At 59.9% G+C, this 16,642-nt stretch carries 20 protein-coding genes and 1 pseudogene; 11 read left to right on the top strand and 10 right to left on the bottom strand.

The window, feature by feature from the left end; all coding sequences use genetic code 11:
• Positions 1–25: 25 nt before the first annotated feature.
• The 9 genes from GOB81_RS14680 to GOB81_RS14640 all read right to left on the bottom strand — a co-directional run bounded on the left by GOB81_RS14680 (position 26) and on the right by GOB81_RS14640 (position 4,500).
• Complete coding sequence (locus GOB81_RS14680) at positions 26–790, bottom strand: DNA/RNA non-specific endonuclease (protein WP_173571143.1); 765 nt, start codon at positions 788–790, stop codon at positions 26–28.
• Between the two features lie 80 nt (positions 791–870).
• Positions 871–1,452 carry an LPD29 domain-containing protein gene (locus tag GOB81_RS14675; RefSeq protein WP_173571142.1) on the bottom strand — a complete coding sequence of 194 codons (582 nt, stop codon included), beginning with the start codon at positions 1,450–1,452 and terminating at the stop codon, positions 871–873.
• 176 nt (positions 1,453–1,628) lie between these two features.
• Positions 1,629–1,952, bottom strand: a complete 324-nt coding sequence (locus GOB81_RS14670; protein WP_173571141.1) for a hypothetical protein — start codon at positions 1,950–1,952, stop codon at positions 1,629–1,631.
• Between the two features lie 45 nt (positions 1,953–1,997).
• Positions 1,998–2,453: a plasmid protein gene (locus GOB81_RS14665; protein ID WP_173571140.1), complete on the bottom strand. Its 456-nt coding sequence runs from the start codon at positions 2,451–2,453 to the stop codon at positions 1,998–2,000.
• Positions 2,454–2,575: 122 nt separating this feature from the next.
• Positions 2,576–2,908 carry a theronine dehydrogenase gene (locus tag GOB81_RS14660; protein ID WP_173571139.1) on the bottom strand — a complete coding sequence of 111 codons (333 nt, stop codon included), beginning with the start codon at positions 2,906–2,908 and terminating at the stop codon, positions 2,576–2,578.
• 47 nt (positions 2,909–2,955) lie between these two features.
• A complete protein-coding gene (locus tag GOB81_RS14655; RefSeq protein WP_173571138.1) occupies positions 2,956–3,384 on the bottom strand; it encodes an antirestriction protein in 429 nt (142 codons plus the stop codon).
• Positions 3,385–3,498: 114 nt separating this feature from the next.
• Positions 3,499–3,873, bottom strand: coding sequence for a hypothetical protein (locus GOB81_RS14650; RefSeq protein WP_173571137.1), 375 nt, complete (start codon positions 3,871–3,873; stop codon positions 3,499–3,501).
• Positions 3,874–3,932: 59 nt separating this feature from the next.
• Complete coding sequence (locus GOB81_RS14645) at positions 3,933–4,079, bottom strand: hypothetical protein (protein WP_173571136.1); 147 nt, start codon at positions 4,077–4,079, stop codon at positions 3,933–3,935.
• Positions 4,080–4,197: 118 nt separating this feature from the next.
• Entirely contained in the window at positions 4,198–4,500 is a 303-nt protein-coding gene (locus tag GOB81_RS14640; protein WP_173571135.1) for a TrfB-related DNA-binding protein, read from the bottom strand.
• Between the two features lie 601 nt (positions 4,501–5,101).
• Here GOB81_RS14640 and GOB81_RS14635 point away from each other — a divergent pair.
• The 4 genes from GOB81_RS14635 to GOB81_RS14620 all read left to right on the top strand — a co-directional run bounded on the left by GOB81_RS14635 (position 5,102) and on the right by GOB81_RS14620 (position 6,929).
• The gene (locus tag GOB81_RS14635; protein ID WP_173571134.1) at positions 5,102–5,803 is read left to right on the top strand and encodes a SprT-like domain-containing protein; all 702 of its coding nucleotides are present in this window, start codon (positions 5,102–5,104) and stop codon (positions 5,801–5,803) included.
• A 108-nt stretch (positions 5,804–5,911) separates the two neighbouring features.
• Positions 5,912–6,190, top strand: a complete 279-nt coding sequence (locus tag GOB81_RS14630; protein ID WP_173571133.1) for a type II toxin-antitoxin system RelE/ParE family toxin — start codon at positions 5,912–5,914, stop codon at positions 6,188–6,190.
• Positions 6,191–6,200: 10 nt separating this feature from the next.
• A complete protein-coding gene (locus tag GOB81_RS14625; protein ID WP_173571132.1) occupies positions 6,201–6,488 on the top strand; it encodes a HigA family addiction module antitoxin in 288 nt (95 codons plus the stop codon).
• 15 nt (positions 6,489–6,503) lie between these two features.
• Entirely contained in the window at positions 6,504–6,929 is a 426-nt protein-coding gene (locus GOB81_RS14620; RefSeq protein WP_173571131.1) for a hypothetical protein, read from the top strand.
• Positions 6,930–7,029: 100 nt separating this feature from the next.
• On the opposite strand, the pseudogene GOB81_RS14615 reads toward GOB81_RS14620, so the two are convergent.
• Positions 7,030–9,723, bottom strand: a pseudogene (locus tag GOB81_RS14615) (Tn3 family transposase); the annotation flags it as partial.
• Positions 9,724–9,758: 35 nt separating this feature from the next.
• Here GOB81_RS14615 and GOB81_RS14610 point away from each other — a divergent pair.
• The 7 genes from GOB81_RS14610 to GOB81_RS14580 all read left to right on the top strand — a co-directional run bounded on the left by GOB81_RS14610 (position 9,759) and on the right by GOB81_RS14580 (position 16,317).
• A complete protein-coding gene (locus GOB81_RS14610; protein WP_173571130.1) occupies positions 9,759–10,295 on the top strand; it encodes a recombinase family protein in 537 nt (178 codons plus the stop codon).
• 135 nt (positions 10,296–10,430) lie between these two features.
• Positions 10,431–11,756: an FAD/NAD(P)-binding protein gene (locus GOB81_RS14605; protein ID WP_011251523.1), complete on the top strand. Its 1,326-nt coding sequence runs from the start codon at positions 10,431–10,433 to the stop codon at positions 11,754–11,756.
• Positions 11,753–12,127, top strand: a complete 375-nt coding sequence (locus GOB81_RS14600) for a YidH family protein (RefSeq protein ID WP_010516723.1) — start codon at positions 11,753–11,755, stop codon at positions 12,125–12,127. Before GOB81_RS14605 ends, GOB81_RS14600 begins: the two co-directional genes overlap by 4 nt.
• Positions 12,124–13,020, top strand: coding sequence for a LysR substrate-binding domain-containing protein (locus GOB81_RS14595; protein ID WP_010510913.1), 897 nt, complete (start codon positions 12,124–12,126; stop codon positions 13,018–13,020). The genes GOB81_RS14600 and GOB81_RS14595 overlap by 4 nt, the downstream gene beginning before the upstream one ends.
• Before the next feature lie 334 nt (positions 13,021–13,354).
• Positions 13,355–14,152: a thiosulfate dehydrogenase gene (gene tetH / locus GOB81_RS14590; protein WP_010516738.1), complete on the top strand. Its 798-nt coding sequence runs from the start codon at positions 13,355–13,357 to the stop codon at positions 14,150–14,152.
• 38 nt (positions 14,153–14,190) lie between these two features.
• Positions 14,191–15,195, top strand: a complete 1,005-nt coding sequence (locus GOB81_RS14585) for a substrate-binding domain-containing protein (RefSeq protein ID WP_010510929.1) — start codon at positions 14,191–14,193, stop codon at positions 15,193–15,195.
• A 12-nt stretch (positions 15,196–15,207) separates the two neighbouring features.
• A complete protein-coding gene (locus GOB81_RS14580; protein WP_011251529.1) occupies positions 15,208–16,317 on the top strand; it encodes a TQO small subunit DoxD in 1,110 nt (369 codons plus the stop codon).
• Positions 16,318–16,642 lie beyond the last annotated feature (325 nt).

The raw sequence follows: 16,642 nt of genomic DNA, 5'->3' as shown, positions 1-16,642 counted from the left end.
AGGCGCAAGCCTGCCGTTTCCGTTTTTAGGGGGCTGGCATCCGCCAAGCCTCATTCTTCACCCGCGCGGGCAAGCCGGGAAAAGGATCTATGCCCGTGTTTCGGGTCAGCGTGGCGACCGTCACTTGATCGCAATGCGGATGCTGTTGCGAGTTCTTGCACACGTACACGCCCGCCTTTTCCCGGGCTGGGGAATAAACGGCCTTCCATGTCGATGACGGCACAAAAACATGATCCGGCCCTATGGTCTCAACCGGGCGAAGATGAAACGCGGGGCCGGTCACGACGTATATTTCCCCTTCTTGTTCGGTCATCTCCCGCACGCGGCGCTCTATCTTCGCCCATATCCCTTCATTAAGGCTCGCGGTTTGGGGCACGACATTGGACAGCATGAAGGTTTCGGCTTGGTCCTGTGGGGTCGGCTGATCCCCGCTCGGGGCCATATGGCCCCGGTCGTAAGCCGATCTGCGATAATCGCCCAGGGCGGCGGATGCGGGCCAGCGCGGATCGGGCGTGAATTGCCCATGCCGCGCTAGGGTCCAAGCTGCTTCTATATCGTCGGACCAAAGGTGTTCGGCCGCCCAAAGCGGCCCGTGCGTCACGGGTGAGGCCATCACGACATAGCCTCTATTGCAAAGCGTCACGGCACCTCGGCCAATCTCCGGGCGAACAACCTGCGGAAGCTGGTTGCCGGGACTGAAAGCCCGGCAATCGGCTTCCTCCCCGTAGGCTGGTGACAGACAAGACACAACGGAAACAAGACAGGCGAAAAAGGCGGCTTTGTAAGTCATGACGCACGATACCCGAAATCCGAAAGGAACGACCGCCCGACCGACTACGGCGGGCGGGAGTGCTGGCAGGAAGTGGGGGCCTATGCCCCCGCAACCATGAATCGGCTCTGTTCAACATTGGCCTGACGTTCCCAGTACCGGGCGTCATCAAAGTTCACCCCCAAACGGGTGACGATCCCGGCTTCTCCGTTGTCCCGCCTGTCGATTTTCAGGGTGTTTTCCGGCAAGCCCTTGCGGATCAGCCGGGCCATGATTTTTTCTGCGAAAGCCGGGCTGATAGTGCGGCTCGTGAAGACAAAATCAGCCCCGAACGAAACCAGCTTGCAATCGGGGTCGGGCATCCATTCGCGTTCTGCGGCAATGTATCCCATGCTTCCCTGTGTGCCCGGATTACTGGCAACCCGCACGGTCCCATCCGGCAAAAGCCAGTGGCGGACACTGATTTTCATATCAATGGAGCCGTCAAACCGACCGCCTGCATAGCTTCCGACAATGCTTTCCACCAAAGTAGCGGCCGGGCCGTCCATCCATTTCACCCGGACGGACCCGCCCCCGGAATAGCTATCGCTGCGGACAGAAAACTTTGTGCGGGGGAAAGCCTTTTTGAGCCGTGCCCGGATAAGTTTTGCAGTTTCGGCAGGGGAAAGGTAGTGAGTGTTCATTGTATTGTCTCCGTTGTGGTTGCGTTCCCAACTGGTTGCCGCCAGTTCTTGGGAACACTTAGACAATACATAAATACCGCCATCTAGTCAATAGCGGTCAATAGATTTATGGTGTTTTTTATTCACGAAATTGGGATTTGAGGGGGGGGGCCAAACCTGGCCCCGCCCCATCCAGATTATGCGGCCACACCTACCAGTGCCCGCGTTGCCGCGTTATCGCTGCAATCCGCGACCAGTTCGGACCCGTCCGGCGCGTTTCCATAGATCAGCAGCGCCCACCCCACGCGGGTCGGCTTCACGTCCGGACTGGCGGCCGGACGGATGAAATCAAGGCGATCCTGCCCGGTGCTTCCAAGGTTCTTGAGAATGTCGCTTTCCTTGTCACTCCGCCGGATCGCGAAGTCTTCGCCCTCCCATACACTGACCAGATAACCGGCCGCCCGGGCCGCCCTGACCAGCTTACGCGCCGCCGTCTGTTCTCCGGGTGTCAGAAATTCCATTGCCTTGCCTCCTGTGTGGGGGCCGTCACCGGCCCCCTTGTTGCGTTATCCTTGAAAGGTGCTTCCCGCATTCCGCGCCCTGATCTGGTCCACCATGTCGAGAACCCGGGCGTCACGGGCCGCGATTGCTGCTTGGCGCTCCTGTTCTATTTCCTCTGCAAATTCTTCCAGAAGTTGCCGGTGCAGTTCTTCCCGTTCCTCGTCCGTGGGGTCATAGTCTTCGTCAGCGTCCAGTCGTTCGCACCCGGCCGGGCAGCAACCCCATTCGATCCCATGAGAACAGTAATCGAGGAACAGCGTCCTTTCCTCGTCCGGCGTCATGTAATCGCCTATCGCCTGCGCTGCTGCGATAAATGCGCGGCGCTCGCCTTCCGGCAAGCTGCCCGCCTTGTAATCGACGGCGCGGGAAAACTTGACACAAAATAACTCATAAGAAGTCCCGCAACCGAACATTACAGAACGGCGGATTTCCTCGATCATTGTGGTGTATTTTTCTGACATTCTATTGTCTCCGGTGCGGTTTCGTTCCCTGCGGTTGCCGCCACGTCTCGGGAACAATTACAAGATACACACTAGCGCCCATGTAGTCAATAGCAGTCAATAGGTTTAATAAAATAAATATCTCATTTGTTCACCTCGGCTTCGTAATAGGCCGGGCGCTTCGCAAGTTCTTGCTCTATGAGCAATTCAGCCAAAAGCGGATACTGCCTTTCAAGTCGCCGTTTTAAGCGGCCCTTCCTCACACGGGCCTTTGCCTCCCGGCTCCATCGCTTCACCGGCCGTTGTGTGACCAGTTCCCACGTTATCGCGTAACCAGCCCCAGCAACCCATTTATCCATAACCTCGGCCGGGCATTCTGTGCCCACGGGCACAATTACCGCCGCCATTACCCTGGGTCCGGATGGTGCCGTATTGGGGTTTCGCCATGCAAGCGACCAGCGCACCATATCGGGCATTTGTCTTCCTCCCTCACGGAAGCCCCGGCCGGGGCCGGGGCTGGTGGTCAGTCGATCGCGTCCAAAATCTGCTCGCGTTCGGGATGCTCAAGGGCGTAATCCCGCAACTGGTGAAACCGCTCTATCACCAGATCGCACGCGGTCGGGTTTTCGCCATAAAGCGCAAACGACAGGTGAGACAGGACGAACAGACAGCACGCAATCCCGGCCGCGTCTGGCGTCATGAAGCTGCTGTGAAAATTCTCTGGAACGGAGAACCTGACGCGCGCTTCTTCCATCTCTGGCAACATGACATGGCCGCCGTTGCTCAAGATGCCATATTTCCAATATCCGCCGGTATATTCGGCGCAAAACTTGGTCATGTGGTCGTACACCTGCGCTTCGCCTTGCAGGTAAACACTATTCCCGAACATGGCAGGCAGGAACGCAAACCGCTCGGCCTGCGGAACAATGGTGAGGGTAATCTTTCCAGACATTCTATTGTCTCCGTTGTGGTTGTGTTCCCGACTGGTTGCCGCCAGTTCTCGGGAACACTTGTAGAATATCCGGATACGTCCTCTTAGTCAATAGTAGTCAATAGATTTATATAGTCAAAACTGCTCTTTTATTTTGTCATCTTCTAGGACCAAGGCCAGAAATTCAGCCACACCCCGAGGCGTTCCCGGGTATAATCTCCGCGCCCCCGGCGCTCGCCAGACGGTCAAGAAATCCGCCCGTTCCTCGTCCGGCAGGGCCTCGACCATCCGCCGGACCTTCCGCCATGCCTTTGCCCGCCGGGTCCGGCTGTAAGCCTGCTCGCGCGTCCACAATGCCGCCCGCTTGGGCGTCTGGTGGATTGTGTCGGGAAACAGCGTCATAGGCTCCAGCGCCTCCCCACGCGCGGGAATCTGTGGGGTCTGCGTGAGGCGGGCCAGTGTGTCCGCATCCGTCACGCGCTCGCCTAGCGGCCATCGAACAAATCTCACGGCTTCCGCTCCCTGTGTGCGGGGTCGGCCGGGGCGTCGCCCCGGCCTTCCTCCTTCGGTTAGATGACTGCGACGAACAGGCAGAACAGGACGGCAAAGGCCGCAAATGCGATGCCTTCCAGCACGAAACCGCCTATTTCTTTGGCGGCCGCCCAGGCAGGAACGGGAGAGGGATTTTCATGGGTTCTGATGTGTTGGGTTGACATTGTATTGTCTCCGTTGTGGTTGTGTTCCCAACTGGTTGCCGCCAGTTCTTGAGAACACTTAGACAATACATAAATACCGCCATCTAGTCAATAGCGGTCAATAGATTTATGTTGTTTTTTATTGCGCCTCTGCGCTTAACGCCTGACGCTCGCGTTCCTCAATCGCCTTAACTTCCCGCGCGGCCGAGGGAGGCAACCACACTTCAACCTTCGTCCATCCTGCCGGAACGTCAGCCCGCGCCAACATCATTCGACGCATGATCTGCGAAAGACGCTGCTTTGTCAGGTTATATTCCTGAGCAACATCTTTTTGCTGCCGTCCATCGACCAGAACAGCCCGGGCTATTTCGAGGCTTTCAGGTTCCATACGGGTGAGTTTTTTAGCCAGAGCGGAAAACTCTGCATTGGTCATGGTTGACATGATCTTGCCTGCCGTTGTGATGACTGATCCGGTCCAGTCATATACTTATGGTCAATAGCAGTCAATATATTTTACGGGTGGCCCCGGGACCGGCAAGCCCCGGGGCCTATTTCGTCAACCACAACGAAAGCGGCCCGGTGAGCCGGAGCCGCGTGTGAGTCTTAGCGTACTTATCCATTTTCCTAAAAATTTAATTGATTGCTGTTGTTGTGCCGGTGGACTTGTGGATAGAGGGCGGCCCTGCCGCCCGGCCCCGCAGGGGCTATCCACAAATCCACGGGCTTGCTCTGCCAGCTACAGGAAAAATCTATAGGTATTTTTAGAGGTTAAGCTACCGGGTGAGTCTATCGGTTTTAGGGGGGGGGTAATGGCCCGTATCGTCCGGGGGGCGATTGCCCGCATTAGGGGGGGGTAATGGCCCGCACTAGGGGGGGGTAATGGACCGCATTTAGGGGGGGTAATGGCCCGTGGATAAATTGTTTATCCACCGACAGGGCCTCGATCTGGTGCCGGGAACATAGGGGGGGCGATTGCCCGCATTTTCCTTGCGATGGATTGTATTGTGCAATACAATTTGTATTGCACAATACAGGAGCGGGCCATGCTGAAAAACAATCATCCGACCGATACCACCTATCGCGAATTGCAAACCGCATACGATCATTTCAACGCGGATTTGTTCGATGGACAGTTGCCGCCATGTCTTATCACTCTACAGAGAGAGAAAAAGACTTATGGATATTTCTCAAGCGAGCGGTTTGAACATAGAGATAAGACGATCACGGACGAAATCGCCTTGAACCCCGCGTTTTTTGGCGTGCGTAGTATTGAGGAAAGCCTGTCAACGCTCGTGCATGAGATGGTCCACTTGTGGCAAGCCCACAACGGCAAGCCGGGACGTGGGCGATACCACAATAAAGAGTGGGCCACGAAAATGATTGATCTGGGGCTTACTCCTACGGATACGGGCGAGCCGGGCGGCAAAATGACCGGCGACCGCATGACGCACATTATCAACCCGGACGGCAGGTTTGCCGTGTCGTGTGGCTCGCTTATCGGGTCGGATTACACCCTGTCATGGATAGACCGCTTTCCGCCCCGCGTTCCGGGCGCTGCTGGCGGGAGCGAGGGCGGGGAAGGTGAGGGCGAAGGCGAAGGCGAAGGCGCGGAGCCAAAGAACAAAAGCAACCGCGTTAAGTTCGCGTGCCCGATCTGTGCGGCCCAGGCATGGGGGAAGCCGGGCTTACGGCTTCTATGTGGCGGTGAGAACTGCGAAGCGGCTCCGCTGGTCCCGGCGGACTAGAAGGCGAGGGGGGGGTGATTGCCCGCATCTCCCCCGGACATAACGAGGGGGGGGCGATTGCCCGCACTATGTTCTTGCATCGTGTAGCGTTACGCGATACAGTAACGCATGATTATCAGTTTCCGACACAAGGGGCTGGAACAATTTTTCCGTGCAGGATCAATGCGCGGGATACAGCCAGCGCACGCAAAGAAGCTGCGGAACATTCTCGGCCGCCTCGATGCGTCGGCAGGGCCGGACGACATGAACCTCCCCGGCTTCAAACTCCATGCCCTTCGGGGCGACCTGCGGGATCATTGGTCCGTGTGGGTCAATGGAAATTGGCGCGTTACGTTCCGATTCGTCGGCGCGGATGCGGAATTAGTTGACTATCAGGATTATCATTAGGAACGCGGCAATGATGCACAATCCTCCCCACCCCGGCGAAGTCCTCAAGGATGAAGTTATCGGCCCGCTTGGCTTGTCTGTGAAAGACGCTGCCGACCGGCTCGGAATGTCTCGCGTGGCCCTGTCGCGCGTTCTGAACGGGAAGGCAGCTATCAGCCCCGATCTGGCCGTGCGGCTGGAAAAGGCAGGAACGGGAACGGCCCGTAGCTGGATCGTCATGCAGGCCAATTATGACCTGTGGAACGCGATGCAGCATGAGCAACCGCCTATTCAGGCGTTGCAATCTGCGGCCCGATAGTAGGAGGGCCGCCCCGTGACCTTTGAGACTTTTAGCGAAGTCAATGGCGTCCTGTGTGGTCGTCGTTCCGACAAGTTCGGTTCCAGTTACGTGGTTGCCGATAGTAATTTCAGGAATTTCCGGCTGACGTTCGATATATCTCGCGATCGGACGCGGTATTGCATCAACATTGATGCCGAATGGAGCGATGACCACCCCGGCGAACTAGCAAGCATCATTCAGGGCGACAGATATTTTCCTTTCTCGCCGGACGATGCTGTGTCGATTACCGATGACGGCGTGCTTACCGCATGGGCGCGGCAACTGATTGTAAAGGCCGGGCTTGATATTCGAGCCGGGTTTACTGCGCGCCTACCGCCCGAATTTGTGATGCCTGTCCGACAGGCTCTTGAGCGCGTCAAGGCTGACCTCCAAGCAAAACCAGAAGGCAACCGTACATGACACCCCCCGGTTATGACGCTCTGCTCCGCTTGGGCTGACTACACGAAAGTGCGTTTTACGTACGCTTAGGGTGAACGCCTGAAGAACATCCCGTTCGAAGTCATGCAGCCAGCAAGGAAGCAGGCATCCGGAGCGGCCGCAGCTTTCCGGTTTCCGGTTGTTCCTCGACGTTCCACCGATAGTCGCCCGTCAGGGAGATATGCTCCCAGCCGAGCGGCGCGATATGCCGCGCCAGATCATCGGGAATGCCGAGTGACTGGATGGCGGCTTGCAGATAGCGCGTGTTCCAGAGAATGATTGCCGCGACCAGCAGGTTCAGGCCCGATGCGCGGTAGGCCTGATTTTCAAAACGCCGGTCCCGCAATTCACCTAACTGGTTGAAGAACAGCGCCCGGGCGAGCGCATTGCGGGCCTCGCCCTTGTTGAGACCGGCCTGGGTCCGTCGGCGCAAATCCAGATCCCGCATCCAGTCGAGCATAAAGATCGAGCGCTCTATCCGGCCGATTTCGCGCAAGGCGACCGCCAGACCGTTTTGCCGGGGATAGGATGCGAGTTTGCGCAGCATGGCCGAGGCCGCCACGGTACCGCTGCGAATGGACGTTGTCAGACGCAGAACGTCGTTCCAGTGCACCGCGACATGATCGGCCGCAATCGGATCACCGGTCATGCCGCCCAAAAGATCACCCGGGATCTGGCCGGGCAGCAGATGCAGCTTGCGCTCTTTCAGATCCCGCAGTCGGGGTGCGAACCGATAGCCGAAAAACGGCATCAGCCCGAAGACATGATCCGAGGCGCCGCCCGTATCGGTATAGTGTTCCTCGATCGATACACCGGTCGCGTGATACAACAGGCCGTCCAGCACATACGGCGCTTCCCCGGCCGTTGCGGCAATTACCCGGGTCGCAAACGGATCATACTGATCGGAGACATGGGTGTAGAAACTCACGCCCGGTTCACTGCCGTTACGCGCGTTGATGTCGCTGATCGCAGCACCCCGGCCACCGGCAAGAAACTGCTGTCCGTCGCTCGACGATGATGTGCCGTCGCCCCACAATGCCGCCAGCGGCACGGTGCGATGCGCCTCGATGAGGCGGCCGAGCGCTTCGGTATAGCCGGTCTCGCTGATGTGCCAGTCATGCAGATGGGCCAGCTGGCGCAGGGTAGCACCCTGACAGGTATCGGCCATACGAGTCAGCCCGAGATTGATCCCGTCCGCCAGGATCACCGTCAGCAGCGCGTTCTTGTCATCAGCGATACGGCTGGAGCGCCGATGGGTGAAACAGTCGGTGAAGCCGGTCCAGGAATCGACCTCCAGCAGAAGATCGGTGATCTTGACCCGTGGCAGCCGATTATACGCAGCCCGCCGCAGATCCTCGACGACTGAGGGCGTGATCGCTTTCAACGGCGAAATCACGAGGCCACTTCCGTCCAGGCGCACCTGCGGCAGTTTCCCCTGTCGAGCCAAGTCCGATACTTGCATCAACGCGGTATCCAGCGTGGCGCGCCGTTGGGAGAGGAAGGCCTCGGCTGTTCCGTTGATCGCCAGGGGCAGCAGACCACGGGTACGCATCGCTGCAAAGGTAGCCTCCGGCAAGAGATAGCTGTCGAAGGCGCGGTACTGACGGCTTTCCGTCAGCCAGACGTCACCAGCGCGCAGGCGCTCGCGTAGCTGGATCAGAGCGCATAGCTCGTAGGCTGGGCGCACGAGCACCCCATCCTGCCTGACGAAGGCGCGCCAGGACGGCGGGATGAACCGGGTCGGGCACGTTTCCGGCAAGCGACGTTTACCGGTGCGGTAGAGATCGCCAATGAGCTGCACCGCCTCCAGCAACCCCTGCATGGCATGACCACCCCGAAACTGGAACGCGTTGAGGAATGGCCCGATAGCCGGACGAATGGACCGGTGCCGATCAATGAGTTCAGCCGTGCGGTCGACCGTTTCCGGCGCCGTCAAGGTTTCAGCCTTGCCAATTGCTTCGTCCAGACGCGGCCAATCGATCGCCGTGATGGCCGACAGCGAATCAATGCCTCGGGCGCGCGCCTCGATCAGGTGACGGCACGAGGCCATCAGCAGGCGCAGTTGCGCCTGCAGTGATCGCACCGTGACGATCGCCTTGTCGCGCGTGCGGTTTTCGGCGCGACGCATCATGCTGCCGAGCAGCTTATCCATCATCGTCAGCGCGGCATCAGTCAGTATCTCTTCGAACCGGATCCCACCCGCCACCAGAATGGCATGGCGTCGACCGACGGGAAGCTCGGCCAGATGCTGGGGGGTGATCCGGGCGGCCTCGTCACTCAGGCGGTCGAACGCCATGCGCGGGATGGTCGCGGCGCGCGAGGCGTCCAGCTTCAACGCCCTCACATGATCAAGGCGTTCCAGCAGACGCAGCACATTGCGCGATGCCGGTGACAGAGGCGGATTGCGCAGCCACGACAGCCAGGAGGCACTGCGGTCGCTGCGGCGCTCCAGTATTCCGTCCAGGCGAGAGCGGGTATCGGGCGTCAGGTCGGCTGACAGCACATCCTGCACAAGCTGATCTGCCTGTTGTCGTGCGCGGCGCACCAGCGCCTCGATCACCGTCACCGACGGCAGGAGGATCTTTCGGCGGCGCATCTCGTCGATCAAGATCACGGCCAGACGGGATGGCTGCGTCACGTTCTGCGCGATCGGCATCGCGAAGAGGGTGAGATCCTGAAACGCCACCCGGTCGAAGGCACGGTAGCTGTGACGCCGCATGAGAGCGGCCAGATGCGACCGGCGCGTTTCGTCACGACGCGCACAGTGCTGCCAGATACGCCCGCTGCTCGACCGACAAGCAGGACCTCGCCGTGCAGCGTGAGACCCTGCTCAACCTCGGGATCGCCGCTGAACGGATCTATACTGACAAGGGATTCACCGGAACGACCCGGACCCGCCCTGGCCTGGATCAGGCTCTGGCAGCTGTGCGACGCGGTGACACCCTCGTCGTGCCAAAACTCGATCGGCTGGCCCGATCGGTGCCGGACGCGCGAGCGATCGGAGACGACCTCGCCGCCAGGGGCGTACGCCTCCAGCTCGGTGCCAGCGTGCATGACCCGTCCGATCCGATGGGCAAGCTCTTCTTCAATATCCTCGCAACATTCGCCGAGTTCGAGGCCGACCTGATCCGGATGCGAACCCGCGAAGGCATGGCGGTTGCCCGTGCCAAGGGCAAACTGCGCGGCAAGAAGCCCAAGCTCTCCGAGCGGCAGCAGAAGGAACTGCGCCGGATGTACGACACCGGCGATTACTCGATCAGCGATCTCGCCGCCGTCTTTTCAGTGTCACGGCCGACGGTTTACCGAACGCTTGTGCGTTTAGCTGCTGTGCCTGCAACGGAAGCATGACTGGCGGCAATTATGTTGTATGCGAAGGTCAGGGAGACAGTTCGATAGTTTCGAACGTTCCAATCTAGACAATCTCATGGATGGTTCAGAAGCTTCGGATCATTCTGGTGACACGCAATCCAGGAGAGTTATGATATGACCGAGCCCGATCAACACGACATCGTCATCATCGGTGGGGGCGCAAGCGGCACGCTGACGGCGTGGAACCTCGCCACCCGCTACGGTATGACTGCGACGCTGGTCGATCCGTCCGACCGTCCCGGCTTCGGGCTCGCTTACTCAACACCGTCATTGAAAAATCTCCTGAATGTCCCGGCCAAGGGCATGAGCGCCGACCCGGCCGACCCCGACCACTTCTTGCGCTGGCTGGCCGAGAACGTGCCCGGCACGATCGATGACGGGGAGTTCGTACCGCGCGCGCTCTATGGCCTTTATCTTCGCAACCTGCATTCTATCGCAGCTCCTGAGCACGTCCGGCAGCGCGCCGTCGGTTGTCACCGGATCGACGGCGGCTTTGCCGTGACACTCGCTGACGGGGAGGTGCTATATGCCAGACAGGTCGTGCTGGCTTTCGGGCATTTCGATCCGGCGTGCCTGCCCGGTATCCCGCGCGAACTGGACGACACCGGCCGCTATCACCACAACGCCTGGGATGAACGGGCATTGGCCAACGTTGCGCCCGATGACGCGGTGACGCTGATCGGCACCGGCCTGACCACGATCGACGTACTGCTGCGTCTGCGGGAGAACGGCCACCGCGGACAGGTGACGGCCCTGTCGCGTCGCGGCCTGTTTCCCGAACGGCATGCGGCATACACGAAGCTGCCAGCACCTGTCTTTACACCCGGAAATACAGCATCAACCGCACTCGCCTACCTGCGCGCTTTCCATGCGGCACTGAAACGCGGCACCGACTGGCGGGCGGCGGTGGACAGCATGCGTCCGGTCATCAACACGCTGTGGCTGGCGCTGCCGGATGTCGAAAAATCCCGTTTCCAGCGGCATTTGCTACGGCGCTGGGAAATCCTGCGGCATCGTATGGCTCCGCATATTGCAGATATCCTTGACCAGGAGCGTCAGGCCGGAACCTTGCGCGTGCTTGACGGGCGCGTGACCGCAATCAGCACCGGCGAAGATGGCCTGATCGTCAGGGCCGGCGACGACATGACGATCACCGCCGCCCACGTCATCAACTGTACCGGCCCCAGCCTGAAATACCAACGCGCAGACGCGCCCTTGCTGCACGATTTGTTCAATCGGGGTGAGATAGTTCCTGGTTTCAAGGGCGCGGGCCTGTCCTGCACGCCGGACGGTGCGCTCATCAACGCGGAGGGCGACGTGGCGGACGATCTGTTTACAATCGGCCCGGCGCGGCTCGGCGTGCTGCTGGAGTCCATTGCCATTCCGGAAATCCGCGTGCAGGCCCGTGAGGTCGCCGACCGGCTGGCGCAGGCCGTATGATCCCGCGCTATACCGATCACGCGGCCAATGAGCGGACCTTTCTCGCCTGGCTCCGCACGGCGCTTGCCATTGTGGCCTTCGGCGGCGTACTGGCGAAATTTGACCTGTTCCTGCGTCTGGCGGCAGACCAGCACGATGCCGCCGCACCGCGCCCTTATGGGGCCACCGCCGAACTGGGCGTCGTGTTCGTCGCGCTCGGCGTTGTTCTGTTCGCCGCAGCGTATCGGCGGTTCCAAGCCACGCGTACGGCAATCGCGGCGGATACGACGCATTACTCGGTCGGCCCTAGCATGGAGCGCGCGCTAACGATTGCGCTTGGTGCCCTTGGCTGTGCCGTGCTGGTGGCCCTGACCCGGGCGGTAGTGTCATGACGCTGGAACAACTTCGGATTTTCGCAGCTGTCGCCGAGCGCGAGCACATCACCCGGGCCGCCGAATTCCTCAATCTGACGCAATCCGCCGTCAGTCATGCCGTGACCCAACTGGAGGGCGAATTCCAGCTTGCTTTCTTCAGCCGGATCGGTCGCCGCATCGAACTGACACCGGCCGGTCGGTTGTTTCTTGAGGAAGCGCGCACCGTGCTGAACCGCGCAAACATCGCGCGCGAGCGGATGTTCGACCTCGCGGGCCTGCGCGACGGCAGCCTGCGCCTGCATGCCAGCCATACCATAGCGAGCTACTGGCTGCCCGCGCGTCTGAATGCGTTCCGCGCCGCGTATCCCGGCATTCGCCTACACGTCACGATCGCCAATACACGCGATATTGCGGCAGGGGTGCAATCGGGCGAGGCGTCGATTGGCCTGGTGGAAGGCGATCTGCCGACGCCGGACTTGCACAGCGATGTCGTCGCTCAGGATCAGCTGCTGCTGGTCGTGGCCCCCGATCACCCATGGGCGTCGACTCCGCCCGCGACCCGCGATCTCGCGCGCAGCCCGTGGGTTCTGCGCGAGGCCGGGTCGGGCACGCGTATCGAGTTCGAACACGCACTCCACGCCCTCGGCGTCGATCCGGCCGATCTCGACGTGATGCTGGAGGTCGCGTCCAACGAGGCGATGGCCAGCGCCGTGGAGACGGGGACCGCTGCTGCCGTGCTCTCGGCAAGCGTGGTGGCGGGCCGGATCGAGGCCGGGCTGCTATGCGCCGTGCCCATGAACCTGCCGGACCGGCAGTTCCGCGCGCTGCGCCACCCGCAACGCCGCCTGTCGCCGGCGGAAACTGCCTTTCTCGCCCTGCTGGGCGCCCCTGTCACAGTGAACAAGCCATGACGAAGCCGCTGCAGAACTGCGCTGGTCGCCGATGTGGTGCGTCAGCAGCAAACCAGGCAACGACGCCTGTCGAGCTTCGTTGATATCGGCTTTAACCATATTCTGGAGCCGGCAGTAACAATAAGCGGTGGTCTCGGGGGCGGTGTCGCCAGCGATCGTGGAGCTGTGCGGGTTTTCATCGGCCTGAAATAGACCTCCGGGGTGATCTTTCAGGGGCGATAACCGAAGTTACATCGCCGAATAATACAGAAAATCGAACGTTTCGTGCTTTCAAATGAGTTGGTTCGGGTGATCAAGAGAAGCGCATGATCAGGCTCTCCAAAGGAGACCGACTATGAACGACATGACTTCAAACCTTCGCGCCGACCGGCGCCATGCCCTGCTGGGTCTGATGGCGGCCACCGCCGGCGCAACGATCGCCACCACTTCCACTGCCTTGGCAGCACGATCTTCCTCGTCCCATGCGGACGGAACCGGCAATCTTGCCGTGCTGACCTCGCAGCTGGCCAGATCCCCGCGCCGCCGCGATTTCAGGACCGTGCCGATGGTGCTCGACGACCCGCTCATGTGGGACGCCCAGGCACTTGATCTGGTGATCGCCTATCGCGGCGAGCGGAAGCAGGTCTGGGACAACACAGCAATCGATAGCCCTTGGCTCAACCTGATGCGCAATTCCGTTAACGCACAGGTGTTTTCGTTCAGACACCCGGACTTTCTCGCGGTGTCGGCCACGCATGGCTCCGCTCACCTTGCCCTCTATGACCAGACAATCTGGGACAAGTATCAGCTGGCGAAGCTCGCCGGGCCGGCCTTTGCGTTTAATACGCTTATCAAAACGCCAGACGGTGCTCTCGATGCGTCGGCTCACGAGGATCCGAAGGGTCTTTTCGGAGCGGCAGGCAACACGATCCCGATTTTGCAGAAGCGTGGCGTCGTGTTCATGGCCTGCCACAACGCGATCTGGGAGCAGACGGGCAAGCTGATCGAGAAAGGTATCAATCCCGATCATCTGTCACACGAGCAGATGGCCGCCGAACTGACCAATCACCTGATCGACGGCGTCGTCCTGACCCCCGGCATCGTGGCAACGATCCCTGAACTGCAACATGCCGGTTTCGGCTACGTGAAGTGAGAACGGCTATGACACCCTCAAGAATAAGAAAAACCCTGTTGGCCACAGCTGCGGCGACTTTCGTGCTGTCGACTGCTGCGGCGTTGGCCGATCCGGTGCAATGGAACGGCAAGGCGCAGACCCCGCATTACGCAGAAGACGTGTTTCCGCCGTGGCAGCACGGCCAGAACAACGACGCGACACGGCGCGGCTTCGAATTCACCGTCCCGGAAGTCGATGTTCTGGCCGATTTTCATGGCGACATCACGAATCCGAGCCTCGTCCTGTATGTCGGGGGAAACTACTTCTTCGCCATGGCGCCGCTCGTCTCGGCGTTCGAGCATGAGCATCCCGAATTCTCCGGAAAGATCTATTGGGAGACGATCCCGCCCGGATTGCTGATCCGCCAGATCGAAGCAGGCGGGACGATCACCTCCGGCAATATGACGTGGACGGCCAAGCCCGACGCCTATTTCGCGGGCCTCAAGAAGATCGATCAGTATATCAAGAGTGGCCTGCTGGCGGCGCCTGCCGTGCCCTATGTCACGAACACGCTCACGATCATGATTCCGAAAGACAATCCCGGCCACGTCGAATCCTTGAAGGATCTCGGCCGCCCGGGCATCAGGCTTGCGATGCCCAATCCCGAATTCGAGGGCATCGCGCGCCAGATCGAGGCATCACTGGACAAGGCGGGCGGCAAAGCTTTGGCCAACGCCGTCTACAAGACGAAAATTGCCAACGGCAGCACGGTCCTGACGCATATTCATCATCGGCAAACGCCGTTATTCCTGATGCAGGGCCTCGCTGACGCCGGTGTGACATGGCAGTCCGAAGCGATCTTCCAGGAACAGACCGGGCACGCCATCAGCCATGTGGACATTCCCGCCGATCAGAACAGCACGGCGATCTACGCGGGCGCGATGGTGAAGGGAGCCGCGCACCCTCAGGCCGCAAAGCTCTGGCTCGATTTCATCAAGTCGCCAACCGCCTTGGCGATTTTCGAACGCTACGGCTTCAAGGCCTATCACGGCGGCAGCATGCCGGATCACGACAGCGAGTAAATGGAGGCGAACATGAGTATCACACACGCATCAGCGCAGCGCGCCGTTTTTGGCGCCACCGCCCGACCCCTGACCGAAGCCGAGCGTAACTGGCGCATCGGCGGCCTCGCACTGCTGGCAACGCGGGTCATTCAGGGGTTCATTTACTGGGGCGGCGGGTCGCGCCGTTTCATCTATGCGCCTTCCAAGCTCGACGCCTGGGGCGGCCACAACTGGATGGCCAACAAATTTCAAACCGCGATGCCTGGGGCGCTGTTCGGTTTTGAACACGTCATCTCGTTCCTGTTGCAGCATTTCTGGCTCCTCTACACAGGTGTCATCGTCTTCAGCGCCGCCGAGCTGATCGCCGGTGCCGCGCTGATGGCAGGGTTCATGACCCGGGCGTCCGCGCTCGTCTCGATGGGTTTTTCCGTGATCCTGATGGCCATGTTCGGCTGGCAGGGCGCGACCTGCATCGACGAATGGACGATGGCCGCGTGTAACCTGGCTATGGGAACGACCCTGCTGCTCGGCGGATCGAGTGCTTTCAGCCTCGACAATGTGTTGCTGGCCCGACGTCCGCGTCTCGCAGACAGCGCCTGGTTTCGTTGGGCGAGCGGCGCGCTTCCGCTTCCGCTGGCGGATATTCCATTCCGGAACCTGACGCTGGCTTTGTTCGGCTTTGTCCTGATCTACAACGTCAGCACCTACAGCTATTTTCGCGGTTCCGTCGTTACGCCGTTCCATAGTGGGCCGGTGAGCCCGACGAAGCATCACGTGACGCTGTCCAATGCGGTCGTTCTCGCTGATGGCGGTATTCGCGTTCATGCCTATCTGGATGCAGGAACGCCTGAAGCACCCGTGCACATCGTTGATGCAGCCGTTATCGGGCCGGACAAAGTGATCGCAGAACACTGGGATGCCAAAGTTCTGTCAGCCCTGACGAAGCAGAACTTCGATAATGATTACGCCTATAACAAATTTGGCCCGGGGCCCTACGGTATCCGTGCGCCGATGGGGGCGAAGGCGACCATTACCCTCCCGTGGCTAACGCAGGCCCATACGCCGGCAAACGGGTCGGTTATTCGCTTCACGGATGTCGACGGGCGTATATTCACGGCACCGCTTGGTGTTTCTAAATAAGTCTTGCTGCAAGGCAGGAGACTGGCGCCGTTGGTTCTTCCGGCGGCGTCTCTCATAAGGAGCACGCGCCAAGCGCGCGTACATCATCGATCAAGTTTGGTATAATATCACCATATGACGCGCGTAGACTTTAACCAAAGCAGATTAAAATTCGTCTGCGTCAGATTTTTTGGAATTTACAGTAAAGCGGCGGAGACTGAGCCAGCAATCAGATAGAGGCCATCGTGTGGATGGTACGCTAAACAACGTTTGGCATGAACAATAAAGGAACGATCAGGCGGCACGAGCCTGTTTCGACAGATTGAGCGTCTTGCGGCCCGCAGAA

The organism is Acetobacter conturbans (assembly GCF_011516755.1).
Taxonomy (GTDB): Bacteria; Pseudomonadota; Alphaproteobacteria; order Acetobacterales; family Acetobacteraceae; genus Acetobacter; species Acetobacter conturbans.
Note: the sequence above shows the minus strand (reverse complement) of the source record. Positions and strands in the feature narration are given on the sequence as shown.

Bases quoted from the DNA above. Each gene is read 5' to 3' on its own strand.
- GOB81_RS14680 (WP_173571143.1), bottom strand. From the start codon at position 790: ATGACTTACAAAGCCGCCTTTTTCGCCTGTCTTGTTTCCGTTGTGTCT.
- GOB81_RS14675 (WP_173571142.1), bottom strand. From the start codon at position 1,452: ATGAACACTCACTACCTTTCCCCTGCCGAAACTGCAAAACTTATCCGG.
- GOB81_RS14670 (WP_173571141.1), bottom strand. From the start codon at position 1,952: ATGGAATTTCTGACACCCGGAGAACAGACGGCGGCGCGTAAGCTGGTC.
- GOB81_RS14665 (WP_173571140.1), bottom strand. From the start codon at position 2,453: ATGTCAGAAAAATACACCACAATGATCGAGGAAATCCGCCGTTCTGTA.
- GOB81_RS14660 (WP_173571139.1), bottom strand. From the start codon at position 2,908: ATGCCCGATATGGTGCGCTGGTCGCTTGCATGGCGAAACCCCAATACG.
- GOB81_RS14655 (WP_173571138.1), bottom strand. From the start codon at position 3,384: ATGTCTGGAAAGATTACCCTCACCATTGTTCCGCAGGCCGAGCGGTTT.
- GOB81_RS14645 (WP_173571136.1), bottom strand. From the start codon at position 4,079: ATGTCAACCCAACACATCAGAACCCATGAAAATCCCTCTCCCGTTCCT.
- GOB81_RS14640 (WP_173571135.1), bottom strand. From the start codon at position 4,500: ATGTCAACCATGACCAATGCAGAGTTTTCCGCTCTGGCTAAAAAACTC.
- GOB81_RS14635 (WP_173571134.1), top strand. From the start codon at position 5,102: ATGCTGAAAAACAATCATCCGACCGATACCACCTATCGCGAATTGCAA.
- GOB81_RS14630 (WP_173571133.1), top strand. From the start codon at position 5,912: ATGATTATCAGTTTCCGACACAAGGGGCTGGAACAATTTTTCCGTGCA.
- GOB81_RS14625 (WP_173571132.1), top strand. From the start codon at position 6,201: ATGATGCACAATCCTCCCCACCCCGGCGAAGTCCTCAAGGATGAAGTT.
- GOB81_RS14605 (WP_011251523.1), top strand. From the start codon at position 10,431: ATGACCGAGCCCGATCAACACGACATCGTCATCATCGGTGGGGGCGCA.
- GOB81_RS14600 (WP_010516723.1), top strand. From the start codon at position 11,753: ATGATCCCGCGCTATACCGATCACGCGGCCAATGAGCGGACCTTTCTC.
- GOB81_RS14595 (WP_010510913.1), top strand. From the start codon at position 12,124: ATGACGCTGGAACAACTTCGGATTTTCGCAGCTGTCGCCGAGCGCGAG.
- tetH (WP_010516738.1), top strand. From the start codon at position 13,355: ATGAACGACATGACTTCAAACCTTCGCGCCGACCGGCGCCATGCCCTG.
- GOB81_RS14580 (WP_011251529.1), top strand. From the start codon at position 15,208: ATGAGTATCACACACGCATCAGCGCAGCGCGCCGTTTTTGGCGCCACC.